Here is a 17,637-nt window from a genome sequence, read left to right as displayed (position 1 = left end):
TCTTGTCGCCTTAATATTACGGCGGCGGAATCCTACCCATTCGTACGTCTGTCTTCAATTGCCAAGCGCAAATACGCGGCGGCTTTATGTCTCACTATTGGTAATCAATGTGCCGACGCCGGTATCGGTAAATATTTCCAGCAGCACTGCGTGGGGTACCCGCCCGTCAATGATGTGGGCAGAAGTAACCCCGCCTTTAACGGCATCCAAAGCACAGGTAATCTTGGGTAACATGCCACCGTAAATGGTCCCGTCTTCAATCAGGCCCTCTACCTGGGGCGTGGTCAGGCCGGTGAGAACCTCCCCCTCTTTGTCTTGCAGCCCTGCCACGTTGGTCAGCAGCATCAACTTTTCAGCTTGCAGGCACTCGGCAATCTTGCCGGCCACCAAATCGGCATTAATGTTGTAGGAAACTCCCTCTTTGTCGACGCCAATGGGAGCGATCACCGGAATAAAGTCACCTCGGGTGAGCATGTTGATTACGTCGGTATTGACCTTTTCCACTTCGCCGACCTGGCCGATATCAATAATTTCAGAGGCGTGTAGACCTGCGCTCTCATTTTTTCGGGAGAGCTTGCGCGCCTCAATCAACAAGCCGTCTTTACCGGTCACGCCCACAGCGCGGCCACCATTTTTGTTGATCAGATTGACGATTTGCTTGTTGACGGTGCCTCCCAGAACCATTTCCACCACGTCCATCGTCTCGCTGTCCGTCACCCGCATGCCGTCGACAAAGCGAGATTCGATATTGAGCTTGTTCAACAGTTGTCCAATTTGTGGGCCGCCCCCATGTACCACCACAGGATTCATACCAACCAGCTTCATCAGGATAATGTCGCGGGCAAAACTGTTTTGCAGCTCGGAATCCACCATGGCGTTACCACCAAACTTCACCACTACGGTTTTATTGGTAAATTGCTGGATATAGGGCAGGGCCTCGTTCAAGACCTGGGCGACGCGCAGTGCGGACTTCTTATCGAGGGACATGGCAATTCCTTTCTGGTGGAGTGCGAATGGGTGGACTCTCCCTGCCACCGACTCGACGTAAAGATACCGCGCAGCTGTGCGGATTTTCTTGAGCAAAATACACCGATGTTGAACCGGTGGCGGCACCTGCCTGTGCCGCGTTGGATTGAAAAAGCACCCGCTAGTCGAGCAATTCCCAGTTGGGAACCACAACCGTTGGAGCAATTTTCTTTAATTGTTCCATGACTATTTGGCGAATGCGCTCCAGGGCTTCTTTATTCTCTGCCTCGAAGCGTAGTGTCAGGGCGCTAGTGGTGTTGGAGGCGCGAACCAGCCCCCAGCCATCGGAAAATTCGATGCGCAGACCATCAATGGTATTGATATCCGCATTGGCGAAATCGCCCTGCTCGCGCAGCTGCTCAATCAGTGAAAATTTCTCCTGCTCGTCGACCGGTAGCAGTATTTCCGGAGTGCTCTCCATTGTTGGTAGGGAGTCGAGGAGTTCATCCAGGCTCTGTTCGCGTAGGGCCATGATTTCGAGAAGGCGCGCAGCTGCGTAAATGCCATCGTCGAAACCAAACCAGCGGTCGCGGATAAAAATGTGCCCGGAAAGCTCGCCGCCTAGGATTGCTTTGGTTTCGAGCATTTTGGTTTTCATTGGAGCGTGGCCGGTTTTCCACATTACCGGGCGGCCACCGTATTGGCTCACCAGTTGTTCGAGGCTGCGGCTGCTCTTCACATCGAAGACAATATTTTCTCCGGGGTGGCGCCCCAGGATATCCCGTGCCAGCAGCATGACCAGTTGATCTGCCCAGGCGATGCGCCCACTACTGGAGATCAGAGTCACGCGATCGCCATCGCCGTCCAGGGCTACGCCGAGGTCCGCACCGGTTTCGGCCACCTTGTCGATCAGCGCCTTAAGATTTTCTGGGCGCGAAGGGTCGGGTGGGTGATTGGGGAAGTCCCCGTCCACTTCGCAAAAGAGTGGTGTTACCGCGCAGCCTAGTTGCTCGAACAGGCGCGGCGCCAGTGCCGAGGTGGCACCGTTGCCCGCATCCACCACCAGGTGCGGTTGCCCGGCCAGGGCTACGTTGTTGAAGATCTCATCGATATACTTGTCGGTAATATCCTGTTCGCGATTACTGCCTTCACCACTCTGGAAGGGCCCCTGTTGCATCAGCTGGTGCAGGCCCTGGAGCTTTTCCTCAGCCAGTGGGCGGCCTTTGAGTACGATCTTGAAGCCATTGTACGCGGCTGGGTTGTGGCTCGCGGTTACCATGACGCCGCTGTTGGTGTTCTTTCCTTTGGCGCAGGCGTAGTAGAGCAGCGGAGACGGTACCAGGCCCAAATCGATGCTGTTGCAGCCGCTATCGAGAATCCCCTCCTTCAAGCAGCTGCTGAGCAGTGCACTGCTGTTGCGGCCGTCTCGCCCCACCAGCAGAATTTTTTCGCCGGCGTGTTGCGCCAGCGTGCCGAGGGCGCGCCCCAGTTGGTAGGCAAAGGGCTCGTCGAGCTCATCACCGGCGATGCCGCGAATATCGTATGCGCGAAAAACCTGCAGGGGAAACTCGGGGGTGAGAGGGTGCCGTGGCTTGCCCGAGGCCCCGGGGGCGTTTTCAGCGGCACGGCTGTCAACACCCTGCGGCGGGGCCTCTGGGGCGATGCTGGGCGCTGAAGCCAGGCCCTCGGGCAGGGCTTCTCCCTCCAGCGGGTCGCTGGGCACTGGAAGTTTTTCGCCGCTGGCTTTTGCATCGCGTTGGCTGCGTTCCCAGGGCGCGCGGCGGTCGCGGGGCAGGAAGCGAATTAACAGCAGTAGGGTTAGCAGCAACCCGGCGCCGGCGGCGAGATAAATCCACAGTAGCGGCAGGCTGTGCTGCTGGGTAAACGCGCTGGAGGGGCTGAATTGCACTCGCAGATAACTATTTTGAAGAGCTACCGAGCTGTTGAACCCACTGCCCTGCCCGCTGCGCCAAAGGGTTTGCTCCGCGGCGTCAGGGAATTTTTGAATGAGTTGGATTTGCCCGTGGCTTTTATCGAGAGCCTCCAAAAACCTCTGTAAAATGCGGAAGGGCTGGCTGACCAGTAGTTGCTCACCGGCCAAGTTCATTACATTGTGCAGTTGCCAGCTGTTATCGATGCCGGTGCGCAGTATTTCCAGTGGTTGTTGGGCGCCCTGTCGAGCGCGTTTGAGCAGGTCCACCAGGGCGAAGTTCAGGGTTGGGTTTGCGCCTGCGCCCACGCGAACTCGCGGTGTTGAAAATACCTGTGTCCTCGACTGTTCTGGCCACTGTGCTGTTTGCAGCAAGTTCTCAACGGTTTGCCCGCTTTCCTCGATTCGCTGCAGTTGCCGTGCGCGCTCGCTCAGGCGTGCGTTCACACTCTGCGCAAATGCTGCCCCCTGTACCTGGGCTGCCGCCTGCACCTGGGCCTGGTTGTAGGGACTGACGATATGCTCGATGATTAAATAGGCTCCACAGAGCCAGGCGACAGCGGCCAGCAGAGAAGGTAGTAACAGCCCTTTGTGCAATAGCGTGTCGCCTTGAATTTTTTTGTTGGAAGCCACGGATTTTCCTGTCGGTAACTCTTTTTACGGCTGCGCTTTTGCGGCAATTATCTCAATTAATTGCCGAGCCAGGTCGGCCTTTAGGGCCTGGGGCAAGTGTGTACTGCTATGGCGATCGATCACAGTGACCGCATTGCGATCACTGTTAAAGCCGCTGTTAGTGCTGCTCACATCATTGGCGATAATCATATCGAGGTTTTTGCGCTGTAGTTTGTCCTGCGCATAGTGTTCAACCTGTTGGGTCTCCGCGGCAAAGCCGACAGTGAAGGGGCGCCGCTGGCTGCGCGCGGCGATACCGGCGACGATATCCGGGTTTTTTACCAGGGCGATGGCGCTCTCGTCGCAGCCTTCGCGCTTTTTGATTTTCTGTTCTGCCATAGTGGCGGGGCGAAAGTCGGCGACGGCGGCGGCACCGATAAAAATATCGCAGAGATCGGCCGCGCGCTCGGCGGCTGCGCGCATATCCCGCGCATCGACTACGTCGACCCGCTTCACCTGCGCGGGGGTAGCGAGATTTACGGGCCCTGCAATGAGGGTCACTTGAGCGCCGGCTCTCTGGGCAGCCTCGGCCAGGGCGAAGCCCATTTTACCGGAGCTGTGGTTACTCAGATAGCGCACAGGGTCGAGGGCTTCGCGGGTCGGACCGGCAGTGATTACCACGCTTTTACCGCGCAGGCAGTCGCTGCTGCCGCTGAGCAGGGATTCGGCCTGTTGAGCCAGGTCGGCGGGCTCGAGCATGCGCCCAGGGCCAACATCGCCGCAGGCCTGGCTGCCGGCTGCGGGTCCCCACAGTTGCACCCCGCGCTCGCGCAGGGTCTGCGCATTGACGGCGGTGGCCGGGTGGCGCCACATGGCCTGGTTCATGGCTGGGGCCAGAGCTACGGGCGCCTCGCTGGCGAGGCACAGGGTCGTGAGCAGGTCGTCGGCCATACCGCAGGCCAGTTTTGCCATGACCTGGGCGCTGGCGGGGGCGATCAAGATCAGCTCGGCCCATTTGGCCAGCTCGATATGTCCCATGGCGGCCTCCGCTGCCGGGTCGAGGAGGTCGGTGTGTACCGGGTTGCCGGACAGGGCCTGGAAGGTTAGCGGCTGCACAAACTCACGTGCGCCGGCGCTCATCACCACCCTCACCTGGGCGCCGCGATCTTTCAGGCGGCGAACCAGGTCGGCGCTCTTGTAGGCGGCAATACCGCCACTGATACCCAAAAGTAGGCGTTTATCGGCCAGCGAGGACATAGATACAGTTTCCGATTGTATGCGAGCGGGTTAGATTAGCATTTATGCGTCTGCACTTCCTAAGGCGGAGAATAGACGCGAAAAACGTGGTTGGGGTGTTGGGGTGTTGGGGGGAGAGTGTTCACAGAAAAAGGGTGTCAGGGAAGACGGAGATAGGCCTATGAAGATCAAGGATTGGCCGGCGGCAGAAAGGCCCAGGGAGAAACTGCTGGCGAAGGGCGCCGGAGCGCTGTCGGATGCGGAATTGCTGGCCATATTTCTGCGTGTGGGTCTACCGGGAGTTTCCGCGGTAGACCTGGCGCGCGGCCTATTGAGCGAGTTTGGTGGCTTGCGCGCACTGCTGGAAGTGGACAGAGAGCAGTTTTGCCGCGCACGCGGGCTGGGAGACGCCAAATTTGTGCAACTGCAGGCGGCGCTGGAGATGGCGCGGCGTCACCTCGCCGAGGTCGTACAGCAGGGCAGCGCGCTATGCAGCCCCGCAGCGGTACGCGACTATCTGGCCATGCAGTTGCGCCACCGGCGCCGGGAGGTTTTTTGCTGCCTGTATCTCGATACCCAACACCGCGTTATTACCTTCGAGGAATTATTCGAGGGCACGCTCAATGCAGCCAGTGTCTACCCCCGTGAGGTGGTGCAGGCCGCCCTTTACCGGGGTGCGGCGGCGGTGATTTTGGCGCACAACCACCCCTCGGGGGTCAGCGAGCCCAGCCAGGCAGATATTTGGATTACCGAGCGTTTGGTCCAGGCCCTGGAGCTGGTGGATGTCAAAGTGTTGGATCACCTGATCGTGGGCGAGGGCAGGGCCCTCTCCTTTGCCGAGCAGGGACTGCTATAGTCTGGTCGCGATTGATACAGAAGTGCTGTACAAAACTTGCTCCCTAGGGGCTCTTTTGGTATAAAACGCCGCTCTTTGCGGCCGGGCCAGATTCTGCACAGGTTCCGCCGCCATCCAGGAACCGGATTAGAATCCCGATTTTTAAGTTCCCGCACTACCTTTCCCTCTTCAGGATTGGAGCCAAGCGGGCACAAGCGTTTTGAAGAGGCCAACAGATGTCCAAGGTATGTCAGGTAACCGGTAAGCGTCCGGTAACCGGAAACAATGTATCCCACGCCAAGAACCGCACCAAGCGTCGCTTTGTGCCAAACCTGCACAGCCACCGTTTCTGGGTTGAATCCGAGAAGCGCTTCGTGAAACTTCGTGTTTCTGCGAAAGGTATGCGCGTTATCGATAAGAAAGGTATCGATACTGTTTTGGCTGAGCTGCGCACCCGCGGCGAAAAAGTGTAACTGGCTGTATCCAGCTAACTGATTGGAGATTGAGCAATGCGTGAGAAGATTCGTCTGAATTCCAGCGCCGGTACTGGCCACTTCTACACCACTACCAAGAACAAGCGCAACATGCCTGAGAAGATGGAGATCAAAAAGTACGATCCCGTTGTTCGCAAGCACGTTATGTACAAGGAAGGCAAAATCAAGTAATTGCCCTTCGCGTACTCGTAGAAAAAGCCCGGTATACGCCGGGCTTTTTTGTTTCCGATTGCCGGGGCACCCCGCGCCGTAAGATAAAAGATGCCTGAACTTCCCGAAGTAGAAACTACATGTCGCGGCCTTGCACCTCACCTGGAGGGACACAAGGTGCGATCTGTACAGGTGCGCCAGCCGCGCCTGCGCTGGCCGGTGGACCCGGACTTCGCCAAGCACATAAAGAACGCGCGTATTCTCAAGCTGGAGCGTCGCGCCAAGTATCTGTTGGTTCACACCGATAGGGGTTGCGCTATCTGGCATTTGGGTATGTCCGGGAGCCTGCGCCTGATCCAAAGCGAGGAGCGGGCCGAGAAGCACGACCATATCGACTGGCGCCTCGACAGTGGTCTGGTCCTGCGTTATAGAGACCCGCGCCGTTTCGGTGCGCTGCTATGGACTGCGGGAGACCCGCTGAGCCACGATCTGCTCAGCCATTTGGGCCCCGAGCCTCTGTCGGAGGCGTTTACTGGCGACCACCTGTTCTCATCTTCCCGCAGGCGCAAGCAGTCGGTGAAAACCTTCATCATGGATGGTCGTATTGTGGTGGGAGTGGGAAACATTTATGCCAGTGAATCTCTGTTCCTGGCGGGTATCCGTCCCGATCGCGAGGCCGGATCCATATCCCGGGCCCGCTATCTGCGCCTGGCTGAGGTAATCCAACAGGTATTGAGGCGCGCTATTGCCCAGGGCGGCACCACCCTGAGGGACTTTATCGGTGGCGATGGCCAGCCGGGTTATTTTGCCCAGGAACTCAATGTCTACGGCCGCGCGGGACTGCCCTGCCCCACTTGTGGGCGCCCGGTGCGCGATATCACTCTGGGGCAGCGCAATACCTTCTTCTGCGTCCGCTGCCAGCGCTGAATTGGGGCGGTGATGGGGAGTTACTACTAGTATCAAAGTATTGCTGTCTGTGGAGATGGCCTGTGGTATTGGTACTGCCTTTTCTCACCGTTCTGATTGCCGCCTGGTATATATGGAAGCGCCGCCAGCGCACCGCCACCGTGTGGTGGCTGCTAACCATGGTGATCTACATCATCTGGTTCATTTATCAGTCGACCAATACGCTGAATCTCTCCTTCTAGTCAGAGTGTCGCTATGGTGTATATGGTTCGAAGACTCGATGCCCTAGCCCTCCTCGTGCTTACGGCGGTCCTCTGGGGCGCGTTTCTTATTGAACTGTATCAGCATCAACTGCCCTGCCCTTTGTGCCTGTTACAGCGCGTCGCTTTTACGATGGCGGGTTTGGGCCTGCTGATGAATCTGCGTTTCGGCGTGCGCCCTGCCCACTATGGGGTTGTGATTCTGTCGAGTATTGCCGGCTTGGTCGCTGCTGGGCGCCAGGTGCTGTTACATATCGTGCCCGGTGATCCCGGTTTTGGAGAGCCCTTTCTCGGCCTGCATCTCTATACCTGGGCGGCCCTGGCATTCTTTGGCTTACTCGCTTACTGCGGGGTCGCGTTAATGCTGGGCTTTTTGCGGCGCAATCTCTCCCCGCGCCGATTTACCTTCCCTGAGAAATTTATTGCCATAGCGTTTCTTACTATCGCTATGGCGAATTTGGTTAGTACTCTGCTTGAGTGTGGTCTCGGCCCCTGTGTCAGCGGCTCATTCGGCTATCACTGGCTCTGGCCCATAGGGTGAGCGGCCGGTGAAGCGGTTATCTCATTGTGCGAGTGGACATGCCTGAGTTTTTGTTTGGGAAGGGATATGCGCCTGCTGTGTTTTTTATCGATATTTTTACTGTTGTCTTGCGACCCCCGGGAAAAGCGCGCGGCTCTCGACAGTACTCTCACACAGCCCGCGCAGCTTATTTTGCGCAATGCCACAATTTATACCGTGGACAGGGCCCGATCCCTGGCATCGGCTATAGCGATCAGAGATGGACGTATTGCCTTTGTCGGCAGTGAGAAAGGTGTAGAAGCATACATCGGGCCAAAAACAAACATTAAGGACCTGGATGGCAAGCTGGTATTGCCGGGTTTTTTCCAGCGGGTAAAAGTCCGTGGTAGTGCCGGGAAAATTAATTTGTTTTCAGGCAAATCTATAGAGGACTATTGCCTGTCGGTATCGCGCTATATTCGGGAAAATCCCCAACAGCAGGTAATTGTTGGGGAGGGCTGGAATATGCAAGCCTTTTCCGGCGAGCCTCCACACAAGGGAATCCTCGATCAAATCAATGATCTTATCCCGATTATTTTATTTTCCTCAGATGGCAATAATATCTGGACAAATTCGGAGGGATTGGCCGCTGCTGGAATCGACAGTGATACTGAGAATCCGCGTGGTGGAGTTATAGAAAAAAATGAACACGGTCTCGCCACTGGTTGGTTGCACGGACGCGGTGCTAAGGACCTATTGCAGAGATTAATACCAGAAAATTCAAGTAGTAACTATCGTGATGATCTGTTGCGTATACAGCGTTTGGCAACTAGGAATGGGATTACCACGCTTTATGAAGCAGCTTTGCACTCTGTGGATGAGATTTCGTGGAAAAATTATAAGGATCAATTATCAACAATCGGTGCGATGGATATACGCCTGCGCACTTCTTGGCCGGTTTCCGCGGATTTTACCGATAAAGAATTCTTACTACTTCAGCAGAGAATCGGACAAATACGCAGTGATGACTTCAGTGTTGATTCAGTCAGTTTTATCGGTTGGGCTGCGGAAATTGCTGAGACGCAGAATGTGAAGGATCGAGCTGCATCACAGGATTACTCGCAGGGGGCGGTGGCTGATTTGGCGCGTCGAGCCAATCACTTTAATCTGCCACTACAGATAGTGGTTTCAGGGAAAGAGTTTACGGCAAGCGCTTTGGAAGCATTGGAATCACTCAAGCCGTTAGGTAGCGATTCCATTCTGCGTAATGTCATTATCAATGCTTCTTTTGATCGTGTTGATTTACAGAGATTAGCACAGGCGAATACTGTCCTATTTATTCAGCCGGAAACCATGTTTGCACACAACATGGCGCTGTTCAGAGTGTCGCAGGAAGATGAATTGAAAGTCCAAAAAAAATATTTCCCATTGGGTTTTTCTCTGTTGTCTGCAGATTTATCCGCGAACCATGCAATGGTGAATCCTCTTGAGGTTATTAAACAGGGATTGGTTTATAAAATTCCTGTCTCTGAAATGATCGCGGCATTTACTATTAATGCCGCCTATGCTGGCGGCCTGGAAAAAGAAACGGGAAGTTTGGAGGCTGGCAAATGGGCTGATTTTATCGTTTTGGATCGGAATATGTTTGGGCTGGAGGAAAGTGAGCAGAGAGGTTTGAAAGTACTTGAAACTTTTTACAAGGGACAATTAGTTTTCGATATAAATAATGAATATGAAAATTAATTTTCGCATGAAATAAAAATGCTAAAGCTATTCATGCCGAAGAGCCATTTTTGTTAACAATAAGGGGGATATTCAGCCTTGTAGCTGTGCTCCTGGATAAACTTCAGCATATCTTGCGGTGGCTCCATGTCACTGATCCCAAGTTCAAAAATTTTACGGCCTACTCTTGCGGCGGTATTGAACGAAATCTGTAATATTTGTGACTGTGGTGGGAATAGGCAGCCTTTCTGCAAAAGCGCCTGGTCCACTTGCTCGGCCACGCCGCGGGCTGCCTCAATAAACAGCGCATCCGATACCCGGTTTGCTCGAGTGACATAAATGGCCATCGCCACAGCTGGGAAAATATAGAAATTATTGGCTTGGCCCGGCAAATAGGTTTTGCCATTCAGAGAGACTTCGGGGAATTGCACTCCGGCCGCATAAATAGCCCGTCCCTGGCTCCAGCTATAGGCCTGCTCGGCAGTGCACTCGGCATGCTCAGTGGGATTGGAGAGTGCGAAGATGATTGGCCGCGGGTTGAGTGCGGCCATGGTTTCCACCACCTCCTGGGTAAATAATTGGCCGACAGTGCTGACGCCAATCAACGTGGTGGGCTTGTGAATTTTTATAGCCTCGACCAATTGCATGGTGGGTGCTTGGTCGCAGGCGTAGGGCTTCTGAAAATCGAAAAGATCCTTGCGGCTTTTTACCAGGAGTCCTTTTTCATCGAACATAATGATATGGTTCTGCGCGTCTTCCCTGCTGAGCCCTTCATTAATCAGTTCGCTGACAAATAGATCGGCAAGCCCTATACCGGCGGAGCCCGCTCCGGCGAAGAAGATTTTTTCATCCTTTAACGTGCCCTGTTTGATTTTCAGGGCGTTAATCATACCGGCCAGGGCTATGCCCGCGGTGCCCTGAATATCATCGTTATAGCAGCAAATTCTGTCACGATAGCGCTGCAGCAGGTGGACGGCATCACTACCGGTCCAGTCCTCAAAGTGCAGACAGCAGTGCGGGTAGCGCTGCTGTACCGTTTCCACAAACTCATCCACAAAGCGATATAGCGTCTCCGTATCTGGGCGTTTGCGGCGCAGGCCCACATAGAGGGGGTCTGCCAGTACTTGTTCATTATTGCTACCGGCATCCAAAAATAGCGGCAGTAAATGCTCTGGGGGCACACCGCCTGCGGCGGTATAAAGTTGCAACTTGCCGATCGGTATTCCCATGCCGTTTGCGCCGATGTCTCCGAGCCCCAGAATTCGTCCACCATTGGTGACACAAATAAAACGTATATCCCGGTCCGGCCAGTGGGACAGGCACTTGGCGACACTGTCCTTTTGTGCAATCGACAGATAGACACCCCTGACCCTGCGAATGATATGGCTGAATTTGGTGCAGGCTTCGCCGATGGTGGGGTCGTAAATAATGGGCAGGAAGCGCACCGGATCGGACATGACTACCCGGTAAAAGAGGGTTTCATTGGTGTCCAGCAGGCCGGTCAGGTAGACAAAACGATCGATATTCGAGTGCTTGTGATCCAGTTGCATCAATACCCGTTGCACCTGGACTTCGATAGTTTCTACGGCGTCGGGGATTAAGCCACGCAAACCAAACTTGTCGCGCTCGGCTGTGCTAAAGGCGGTGCCTTTGTTGAGGGTGGGGTTGTGCAGGAGTTCGATGCCTGTGGCATGCACTTTGCTTTGATCCAAGAGAGTCCCCTCCAATTGCACCGTGGGTTTTCGTTAGCTAGGGGGAAGTATAGGCGGCTGCCACGATGCCTATGTGCTCACCTGCGGGGGTAGCATATGAGGGGATTGCATTTGGAGAGGAAGCTTGCAGGGGGCGAAGGATACGCCCCCTGCGTGAGAATCAGCGCCCCAGGGCACTGCCTTCGCGGCGGGGATCGGCGCCGCCATAGAGTTTATTGTCTTTCAGTGCGATGGCGTGAATGCCGCTGTTTAGATCCCTTTCAATGACCCGGTGACCGCGCGCCTCGAGTTTGTCGATCGTGTCCCGGCTGAAGAAGCCTGGCTCCAGTTCTACGCGCCGCCCGATGGCGCCAATATTACCTGCGGCGATGGCCTCGGCAATGGGGATATTCAAGCCCAGGTGATAGAGGATGGTGCGGGCGGTGTAGTCGATGATACGTGAGCCTCCAGGAGAGCCGACCAATAGGCGCAGACTGCCGTCTTTGTTAAAAACCGCCGTCGGCGACATAGACGAGCGCGGTCGTTTGCCGGACTGAATACGATTCGCCACCAACTGGCCGCTGGCGTTGCGGGGAGTGAAAGAAAAGTCGGTCAACTGGTTATTCAGCAGAAACCCCTTTACCAGCAAACGCGAGCCAAAGCCGGTTTCAATGCTGCTGGTCATGCTCACGCCATTGCCGTAGCGGTCCACAATCACCAGGTGGCTGGTATTGGGCATCTCCGGGGATTCCGCCATCAGGCGTTCGGCAGTATCGGTATTGGGGTTACCGGGTTTGGCTGTGCTGGCGCTGTCGGGATCAATCAGCATCGCGCGCTTACTCAGGTAAGCGGGAGAGACCAGGGCCTTACTGGGCACACTGACAAAATCGGCATCGGCGGAATAGGTGTTACGATCGGCAAAGGCCAATTCGGAGGCCTCGATAAACAAGTGGGTGAGCAGGTCATCTCCGACCTCCATTTTGGCGAAGGGAAACTGCTGCAGCATACCCAGTATTCCCCCCACCGTGGTGGCGCCGGAGGAGGGCGCATCCGCACCGCAAATTTGATAATCGAGGAAGTTTGAGCAGAGCGGCTGGCGCTGCTTGGCTCGGTAATTTGCCATGTCCTCCAGGCTGAGTAGGCCGGGATTGCCGGTATCATTCTGTACGGCGTTGACGATGGCCTCGGCGATATTGCCTTTGTAAAAGGTGTCGGCACCGCCCTTGGCAATTGCCCGCAATGTGCGGGCATATTCCGGGTTTTTCAGTCTGTGCCCCACCGGTACCGGGTTGCCATCGCTGTCAAAGAAGTAGCTGGCAATCGCCGGCCTCGCGGCCACTTTAGGCATTTTGCGCAACAACTGGTGCAGCCGCGGTGAAACTTCAAAACCATTCTCGGCTAGCGCTATAGCCGGCTGGAATAGGGTTTCCCACGACAGTTTGCCGTCGCGTTGGTGGGCCATTTCCAGCATGCGAATGACCCCGGGAACCCCCACGGAGTAGCCGCCGATGACCGCCTGTATAAAGGAGCGCGGTCTGCCTTCGTGCATAAAGTAGTTTTCATCCACTGCCGCCGGTGCGGTTTCCCGCCCATCGTAGTAACGCAGCTGCTTTTCGTTTGCGTCATAGCTCAGCATAAATGCGCCGCCACCGATGCCCGATGACTGAGGTTCTACCAGCCCCAGTACCATCTGCGCGGTGATCGCTGCGTCAACGGCGCTGCCGCCCTGGGCGAGGATCTGCTTGGCGGAACGGCTTGCGTGGGGGTTGGCGGTGACCGCCATATACGAGTTGGCGCTGGCGGATTTTATCGCGCTACGGCCGGTATTGACTTCCGGTTGTGGTTCATCGGCCATGGCCGGGGTCAGAATGATGGCGAAGGCGAGGAGAAGGTGACGCACAAAACACTCCGCGGATTGTGGAAAAATCCGCTCGAGTGTATCAGAAATAGCCAATTGCGGGCCTAGCGGAATTTCTCCTTGAGTGCCGCCTGTACCGGGGCCGGAACAAACTTGGTCACATCCCCGCCAAGGGAGGCAATTTCCCGCACTAGGGAGGAGGAAATGTAGGACAAATGTTCTGCCGGGGTCAGGAACAGGCTTTCCATATTGGGCGCCAGTTGACGGTTCATATTGGCCAGCTGGAATTCATACTCAAAGTCGGATACTGCGCGCAGGCCGCGCAGTACACCGTAGGCATCCACCTGGCGTACCAGGTCAGCTAACAAGATATCGAAGCCGATCACCTCTACATTGGGCAGGTGGCCGAGCACTCGCTGGGAGAGCTCTACACGCTCATCCAGAGTAAAAAGTGGATTCTTGCGATTGCTAGCGGCGACGGCCACGATGACATGGTCAAACAGGCGACAGGCCCGCTGCACCAGATCTAGGTGACCATTGGTGATGGGATCGAAAGTTCCGGGGTAGACAACTTTTTTCATACGCCAAGACTTAATGCGGGCCGAAAGGGATGCGAATGGTAAACAATTTACGGCTAAGGCTCAAAACCGAATGTGTCCAGCGGCCCGAGGTCCGGTCAGTATTCCGCGGAGTGGGTGGGGCTGTTGCTGTACAGTCGCATACAGACTTGGCCCGCGCGTTTTTCTTTAATGGGTGACCAGCTGGGGGGGGGAGACAATAGGTTGTTGCGGGGAGTCTCGATATAAATTAGAGCCCCCTGTGAGAGCTGGCCCGCGAGGGCACTGAGGCTCTCCTGCCAAAGGTCGTCCGCAAAGGGCGGGTCTACAAAAACGATATCGTAGGGTTTCCCGGCGTCGCTGAGAAAATCCGTTGCCCGGCAGTTATGCACCTGGCCGTCCGTCGCTTCGAGTAGTTGCAGTTGTTGTTTTAGGGTACGCGCCGCCTGGGGGTTCAGCTCGATGAAATCCACCGAAGCGGCGCCGCGTGATAGAGCCTCCAGACCCAGGGCGCCGGAGCCGGCGAAGAGATCCAGACAGTGTGCGCCGGGCAGGTAAAACTGCAGCCAGTTAAATAGGGTTTCGCGCAGCCGGTCGCCGGTGGGCCTCAGGCCTTCCACCTGGGCGAACTGCAATTTGCGTCCGCGCCACTGCCCTCCAATGATGCGCAACTGGGATAGGGGTTGTGGGCTTTGCTTGCGGGATGAACTTCTGGCCAAGGTAACTCTCTACTGGGGGCTTAGCGATGCTAAGATTAGCGTCTTTCTCCCAGCGGTACACCCGGATAAACGAATGATCTTTGATTTCCTGCGCAAAAAGAAAAAGCGTAAGCCCGAACAAAGCGAGCCCCAGCGGGAGCAGGCTGAAGCCATCGGCGCACCCGAGGAGGCACCGGCCGAGGAATGGCAGGAGCCATCGGTTGCTGAGGAAGAGCTCCCCGCCACTCCCTCGCCTATAGTAGAGCCCTTACAAGAGCCAGCCGCTGTGGAGGTGAAGCCCACCGCAGATGTGCAGGAATTACCTTCAAGTAGCACGGAACCTGCGCCCGCAGCCAGTGATATCGCTGTGCAACCCGCCGAGTCCACAGTCGCGGTTGCCCAGGAACTGGAGCCCGCACCCCGAGTAGCGGAGCCTGTACCCAAGCCCACTTCCGTTCAGGAAAAAACGACAGAGAAAAAGAAAGAAGGCTTCTTCGCCCGTATTCGCCGCGGTCTCAGCCGTACCAGCGATCAGTTTGTCGAGGGCATGGGTAACCTGTTCCTCGGTGCCAAAGAAATCGATGAAGACCTTCTGGAAGAACTGGAAACCCAGCTATTAATGGCGGATGTCGGTGTTGAGGCCACCAGCGAAATTGTCGAGCGCCTCACCGAGCGTGTGTCGCGCCGCGAGCTGGCTAATGGCGATGCGCTGTACAAGGCGCTGCAGCAGGAATTGGCCGAGTTACTCAACAGCGTTGATGCGCCGCTGGTGGTGGACACCAGTAAGAAGCCCTATGTGATTCTAGTGGTAGGGGTCAACGGGGTCGGTAAGACGACGACCATCGGCAAGCTGGCGCATCGCTTCCTCGCTGAGGGTAAGTCGGTGATGCTCGCCGCGGGTGATACGTTCCGTGCGGCGGCGGTAGAACAGCTGCAAGTTTGGGGGCAGCGCCACAGTGTCCCGGTGGTGGCTCAGCACACCGGTGCCGACAGCGCCTCGGTGATTTACGATGCCGTGCAGTCGGCTCAGGCCCGCGGTGTGGATGTGGTGATTGCAGATACCGCCGGGCGGCTGCACACCAAATCCAATCTGATGGAGGAGCTGACCAAGGTGCGCCGCGTGATGGGCAAACTGGACCCCAGCGCACCCCACGAGGTACTGCTGGTGCTGGATGCTGGCACTGGGCAAAACGCGATCAATCAGGCCGCCCAATTTCGCGAATCGGCCGGTGTCACCGGGTTGGTACTCACCAAGCTCGACGGTACCGCTAAGGGCGGGGTGATCTTCGCCCTGGCGCGGCGTTTTGGAATTCCGGTGCGTTTTATCGGCGTGGGCGAACAGGCAGAAGATCTACAGCCCTTCCGCGCGCGCGAATTTGTTTCGGCGCTGTTTGGTCGCGACACGGCCTGATCGGCTTCACAGGGAATAACAAGAACTCCATCGTGATCACCTTCGACAATGTGAACAAGCGCTACGCATCGGGGCAGGATGCTCTGGTGCGTATTAGTTTGGAAATTCCACGCGGCGATATGGTGTATCTCACCGGCCACTCCGGTGCCGGTAAGAGCACCTTGCTAAGATTGCTCACTGCTATCGAACGGCCAACCAAGGGCTCTATCCTGGTGGCCGGGCAGAACCTCAACCGCCTGCGCAATAGCCAGATTCCCTATTACCGACGCAATCTGGGTATTGTGTTTCAAAACCATCAGCTGCTGTTCGATCGCAGTGTTTTCGATAATATCGCCCTGCCCCTGGCTGTGGCTGGTTGCAGTAAGCGTGAGGTGGGTCGCCGTGTGCGTGCCGCGCTGGATAAAGTGGGACTGTTGCAGAAGGAAAAAGAAAACCCCATCACCCTGTCCGGTGGTGAGCAGCAGCGTGTGGGCATCGCCCGTGCGGTGGTCAATAAGCCGGCAATACTGGTGGCAGATGAGCCCACCGGCAACCTGGATCCGCAGTTGTCCCAGGAGATAATGCAGCTATTTCGCGACTTTAATGCGGTGGGGGTTACCGTATTGGTAGCCAGTCATGACCTGGAACTGATTGCGCGTATGCGCCGGCGGGTATTGACCCTACAAGCTGGCCAGTTGATTTATGACGGAGTCCCAAGTCGTGAAGCACACCCAGTCTAGAGTTCGGCGCCCTGCCAGCAGTGGCCCCGAAAAGCGCTCGCGCAGTAGTGGCGCGGTGGCTGCCCGCACCGGTATAGGGGATCGATGGCAGGCCTGGATCGACCATCATCGCCATGTGGCGCGCGAATCTTTACATCGTTTTTTGGCGACCCCCATGGCCAGTGCGATGACCGCATTGGTCATCGCTATCGCTCTGGCCCTGCCGGCGGCCCTGCAACTTGGGCTCGCAAACTTTCAGCGCGCGGTGGCCGGCTGGGACGGGCAGCCTCAGATTTCTGTATTCCTGCACAAAGACGCGAGGGCGGCGGTAGTGGAGTCCTTCGCCACTAAGCTGCGCGGCGATCCCGCGATTGCAGAGGTGACCTACATCTCTCCGGAAGAAGCCCTGGCGGAGTTCGAACAGGCATCCGGGCTCGGCGATCTGCTAGTCGGGCTCGACGCCAACCCGCTGCCGGCGGTGTTGCTGCTGCGTCCGCGGGATACCGGGAACAGCGAAAAGATGCAGGCCCTGGTGGAAAACCTGCGCGATCACGCCCTGAGTGACTCTGTAGTTCTCGATCTGGCCTGGGTGCAGCGCCTTACTCAGCTCACCGAATTGGGACAGCGGTTGTCCGCGGGGCTCGCGCTGTTGCTGGCACTGGGGGTGATCTTGGTGGTGGTTAACACCATACGTCTGCATATCGAGAGCCGCCGTGAGGAGATCCTGGTGGTAAAACTGGTGGGTGGTACCAATGCCTTCGTGCGCAGACCCTTCCTGTACAGTGGCCTCTGCTATGGGGCATTCGGCGGTCTGCTGGCCTGGTGCCTGCTACTGGGCGCGGTCCTGTTACTGTCCGGGCCTATTTCGAGCCTGTCCTCCAGCTATGGCAGTAGCTATACCCTCGCAGGCCCTGGAATCAGCTACTTCACCGGCCTTATCGGGGGAGCCGCCCTGCTCGGGCTGCTGGGGGCCTGGCTGGCGGCAAGCCGCCATCTGCGTGCGATAGAACCAAGCTGAGCTTCGGGTTAAGCCAAGAAGCGTAAAGCTGCGCTAAAATGGGGAACCTCGGGGGCATTAGGGCCCTCTAAAGTCTCCGAATACAATGGAATACGG

The 17,637-nt window shown here is 56.5% G+C and carries 17 protein-coding genes; 10 read left to right on the top strand and 7 right to left on the bottom strand.

Features of this window, described 5'->3' with window-relative positions:
- Positions 1 to 84: 84 nt before the first annotated feature.
- From argB to coaBC, 3 genes are all read right to left on the bottom strand, one after another.
- On the bottom strand, positions 85 to 987 hold the full coding sequence (gene argB, locus ACCI51_RS12460) for an acetylglutamate kinase (RefSeq protein WP_299585174.1): 903 nt from the start codon (positions 985 to 987) through the stop codon (positions 85 to 87).
- Between the two features lie 160 nt (positions 988 to 1,147).
- Entirely contained in the window at positions 1,148 to 3,529 is a 2,382-nt protein-coding gene (locus tag ACCI51_RS12455; protein WP_371843841.1) for a phosphomannomutase/phosphoglucomutase, read from the bottom strand.
- A gap of 24 nt (positions 3,530 to 3,553) precedes the next feature.
- Complete coding sequence (gene coaBC, locus ACCI51_RS12450; protein WP_299585178.1) at positions 3,554 to 4,765, bottom strand: bifunctional phosphopantothenoylcysteine decarboxylase/phosphopantothenate--cysteine ligase CoaBC; 1,212 nt, start codon at positions 4,763 to 4,765, stop codon at positions 3,554 to 3,556.
- Between the two features lie 160 nt (positions 4,766 to 4,925).
- Between coaBC and radC the strand changes: the two genes are divergently transcribed.
- The 7 genes from radC (at position 4,926) to ACCI51_RS12415 (ending at position 9,631) form a co-directional block, all read left to right on the top strand.
- The gene (radC, locus tag ACCI51_RS12445) at positions 4,926 to 5,600 is read left to right on the top strand and encodes a RadC family protein (protein ID WP_371843840.1); all 675 of its coding nucleotides are present in this window, start codon (positions 4,926 to 4,928) and stop codon (positions 5,598 to 5,600) included.
- 215 nt (positions 5,601 to 5,815) lie between these two features.
- Positions 5,816 to 6,052 carry a 50S ribosomal protein L28 gene (gene rpmB / locus ACCI51_RS12440; protein WP_299585182.1) on the top strand — a complete coding sequence of 79 codons (237 nt, stop codon included), beginning with the start codon at positions 5,816 to 5,818 and terminating at the stop codon, positions 6,050 to 6,052.
- 36 nt (positions 6,053 to 6,088) lie between these two features.
- On the top strand, positions 6,089 to 6,244 hold the full coding sequence (gene rpmG / locus ACCI51_RS12435) for a 50S ribosomal protein L33 (protein ID WP_020413983.1): 156 nt from the start codon (positions 6,089 to 6,091) through the stop codon (positions 6,242 to 6,244).
- Positions 6,245 to 6,334: 90 nt separating this feature from the next.
- Entirely contained in the window at positions 6,335 to 7,150 is an 816-nt protein-coding gene (mutM, locus tag ACCI51_RS12430; protein WP_371843838.1) for a bifunctional DNA-formamidopyrimidine glycosylase/DNA-(apurinic or apyrimidinic site) lyase, read from the top strand.
- Positions 7,151 to 7,212: 62 nt separating this feature from the next.
- Complete coding sequence (locus ACCI51_RS12425) at positions 7,213 to 7,371, top strand: DUF5993 family protein (protein ID WP_299585186.1); 159 nt, start codon at positions 7,213 to 7,215, stop codon at positions 7,369 to 7,371.
- A gap of 13 nt (positions 7,372 to 7,384) precedes the next feature.
- Positions 7,385 to 7,930, top strand: a complete 546-nt coding sequence (locus ACCI51_RS12420) for a disulfide bond formation protein B (RefSeq protein WP_371843836.1) — start codon at positions 7,385 to 7,387, stop codon at positions 7,928 to 7,930.
- Positions 7,931 to 8,101: 171 nt separating this feature from the next.
- Complete coding sequence (locus ACCI51_RS12415) at positions 8,102 to 9,631, top strand: amidohydrolase (RefSeq protein ID WP_371843834.1); 1,530 nt, start codon at positions 8,102 to 8,104, stop codon at positions 9,629 to 9,631.
- Between the two features lie 53 nt (positions 9,632 to 9,684).
- Here ACCI51_RS12415 and ACCI51_RS12410 read toward each other — a convergent pair whose 3' ends face one another.
- The 4 genes from ACCI51_RS12410 to rsmD form a co-directional block, all read right to left on the bottom strand.
- The gene (locus ACCI51_RS12410) at positions 9,685 to 11,322 is read right to left on the bottom strand and encodes an NAD-dependent malic enzyme (RefSeq protein WP_371843833.1); all 1,638 of its coding nucleotides are present in this window, start codon (positions 11,320 to 11,322) and stop codon (positions 9,685 to 9,687) included.
- Between the two features lie 160 nt (positions 11,323 to 11,482).
- Positions 11,483 to 13,201: a gamma-glutamyltransferase gene (gene ggt, locus ACCI51_RS12405; RefSeq protein ID WP_371843832.1), complete on the bottom strand. Its 1,719-nt coding sequence runs from the start codon at positions 13,199 to 13,201 to the stop codon at positions 11,483 to 11,485.
- 62 nt (positions 13,202 to 13,263) lie between these two features.
- Positions 13,264 to 13,740 carry a pantetheine-phosphate adenylyltransferase gene (coaD, locus tag ACCI51_RS12400; RefSeq protein WP_299585196.1) on the bottom strand — a complete coding sequence of 159 codons (477 nt, stop codon included), beginning with the start codon at positions 13,738 to 13,740 and terminating at the stop codon, positions 13,264 to 13,266.
- Between the two features lie 95 nt (positions 13,741 to 13,835).
- Positions 13,836 to 14,435: a 16S rRNA (guanine(966)-N(2))-methyltransferase RsmD gene (gene rsmD, locus ACCI51_RS12395; RefSeq protein ID WP_371843830.1), complete on the bottom strand. Its 600-nt coding sequence runs from the start codon at positions 14,433 to 14,435 to the stop codon at positions 13,836 to 13,838.
- Positions 14,436 to 14,781: 346 nt separating this feature from the next.
- Here rsmD and ftsY point away from each other — a divergent pair, with 346 nt between their 5' ends.
- Genes ftsY through ftsX form a run of 3 tightly spaced genes read left to right on the top strand, consistent with a single transcriptional unit; the run spans position 14,782 to position 17,541 of the window.
- Entirely contained in the window at positions 14,782 to 15,825 is a 1,044-nt protein-coding gene (gene ftsY, locus ACCI51_RS12390; protein ID WP_371843886.1) for a signal recognition particle-docking protein FtsY, read from the top strand.
- A 32-nt stretch (positions 15,826 to 15,857) separates the two neighbouring features.
- Positions 15,858 to 16,544 (top strand): cell division ATP-binding protein FtsE, encoded by a 687-nt coding sequence (gene ftsE, locus ACCI51_RS12385; protein ID WP_371843829.1) that lies wholly within the window; start codon positions 15,858 to 15,860, stop codon positions 16,542 to 16,544.
- A complete protein-coding gene (gene ftsX, locus ACCI51_RS12380) occupies positions 16,525 to 17,541 on the top strand; it encodes a permease-like cell division protein FtsX (protein ID WP_371843827.1) in 1,017 nt (338 codons plus the stop codon). Before ftsE ends, ftsX begins: the two co-directional genes overlap by 20 nt.
- Positions 17,542 to 17,637: the final 96 nt, after the last annotated feature.

The sequence above is a fragment of the Microbulbifer echini genome, from assembly GCF_041447225.1.
Lineage (GTDB): Bacteria > Pseudomonadota > Gammaproteobacteria > Pseudomonadales > Cellvibrionaceae > Microbulbifer > Microbulbifer echini.
This window is presented reverse-complemented; position numbering and strand designations above follow the sequence as displayed.

Excerpts from the sequence above, each read along its gene's own strand:
- argB (WP_299585174.1), bottom strand. The coding sequence starts at position 987 with ATGTCCCTCGATAAGAAGTCCGCACTGCGCGTCGCCCAGGTCTTGAAC.
- coaBC (WP_299585178.1), bottom strand. The coding sequence starts at position 4,765 with ATGTCCTCGCTGGCCGATAAACGCCTACTTTTGGGTATCAGTGGCGGT.
- coaD (WP_299585196.1), bottom strand. The coding sequence starts at position 13,740 with ATGAAAAAAGTTGTCTACCCCGGAACTTTCGATCCCATCACCAATGGT.
- radC (WP_371843840.1), top strand. The coding sequence starts at position 4,926 with ATGAAGATCAAGGATTGGCCGGCGGCAGAAAGGCCCAGGGAGAAACTG.
- ACCI51_RS12420 (WP_371843836.1), top strand. The coding sequence starts at position 7,385 with ATGGTGTATATGGTTCGAAGACTCGATGCCCTAGCCCTCCTCGTGCTT.
- rpmG (WP_020413983.1), top strand. The coding sequence starts at position 6,089 with ATGCGTGAGAAGATTCGTCTGAATTCCAGCGCCGGTACTGGCCACTTC.
- rpmB (WP_299585182.1), top strand. The coding sequence starts at position 5,816 with ATGTCCAAGGTATGTCAGGTAACCGGTAAGCGTCCGGTAACCGGAAAC.
- mutM (WP_371843838.1), top strand. The coding sequence starts at position 6,335 with ATGCCTGAACTTCCCGAAGTAGAAACTACATGTCGCGGCCTTGCACCT.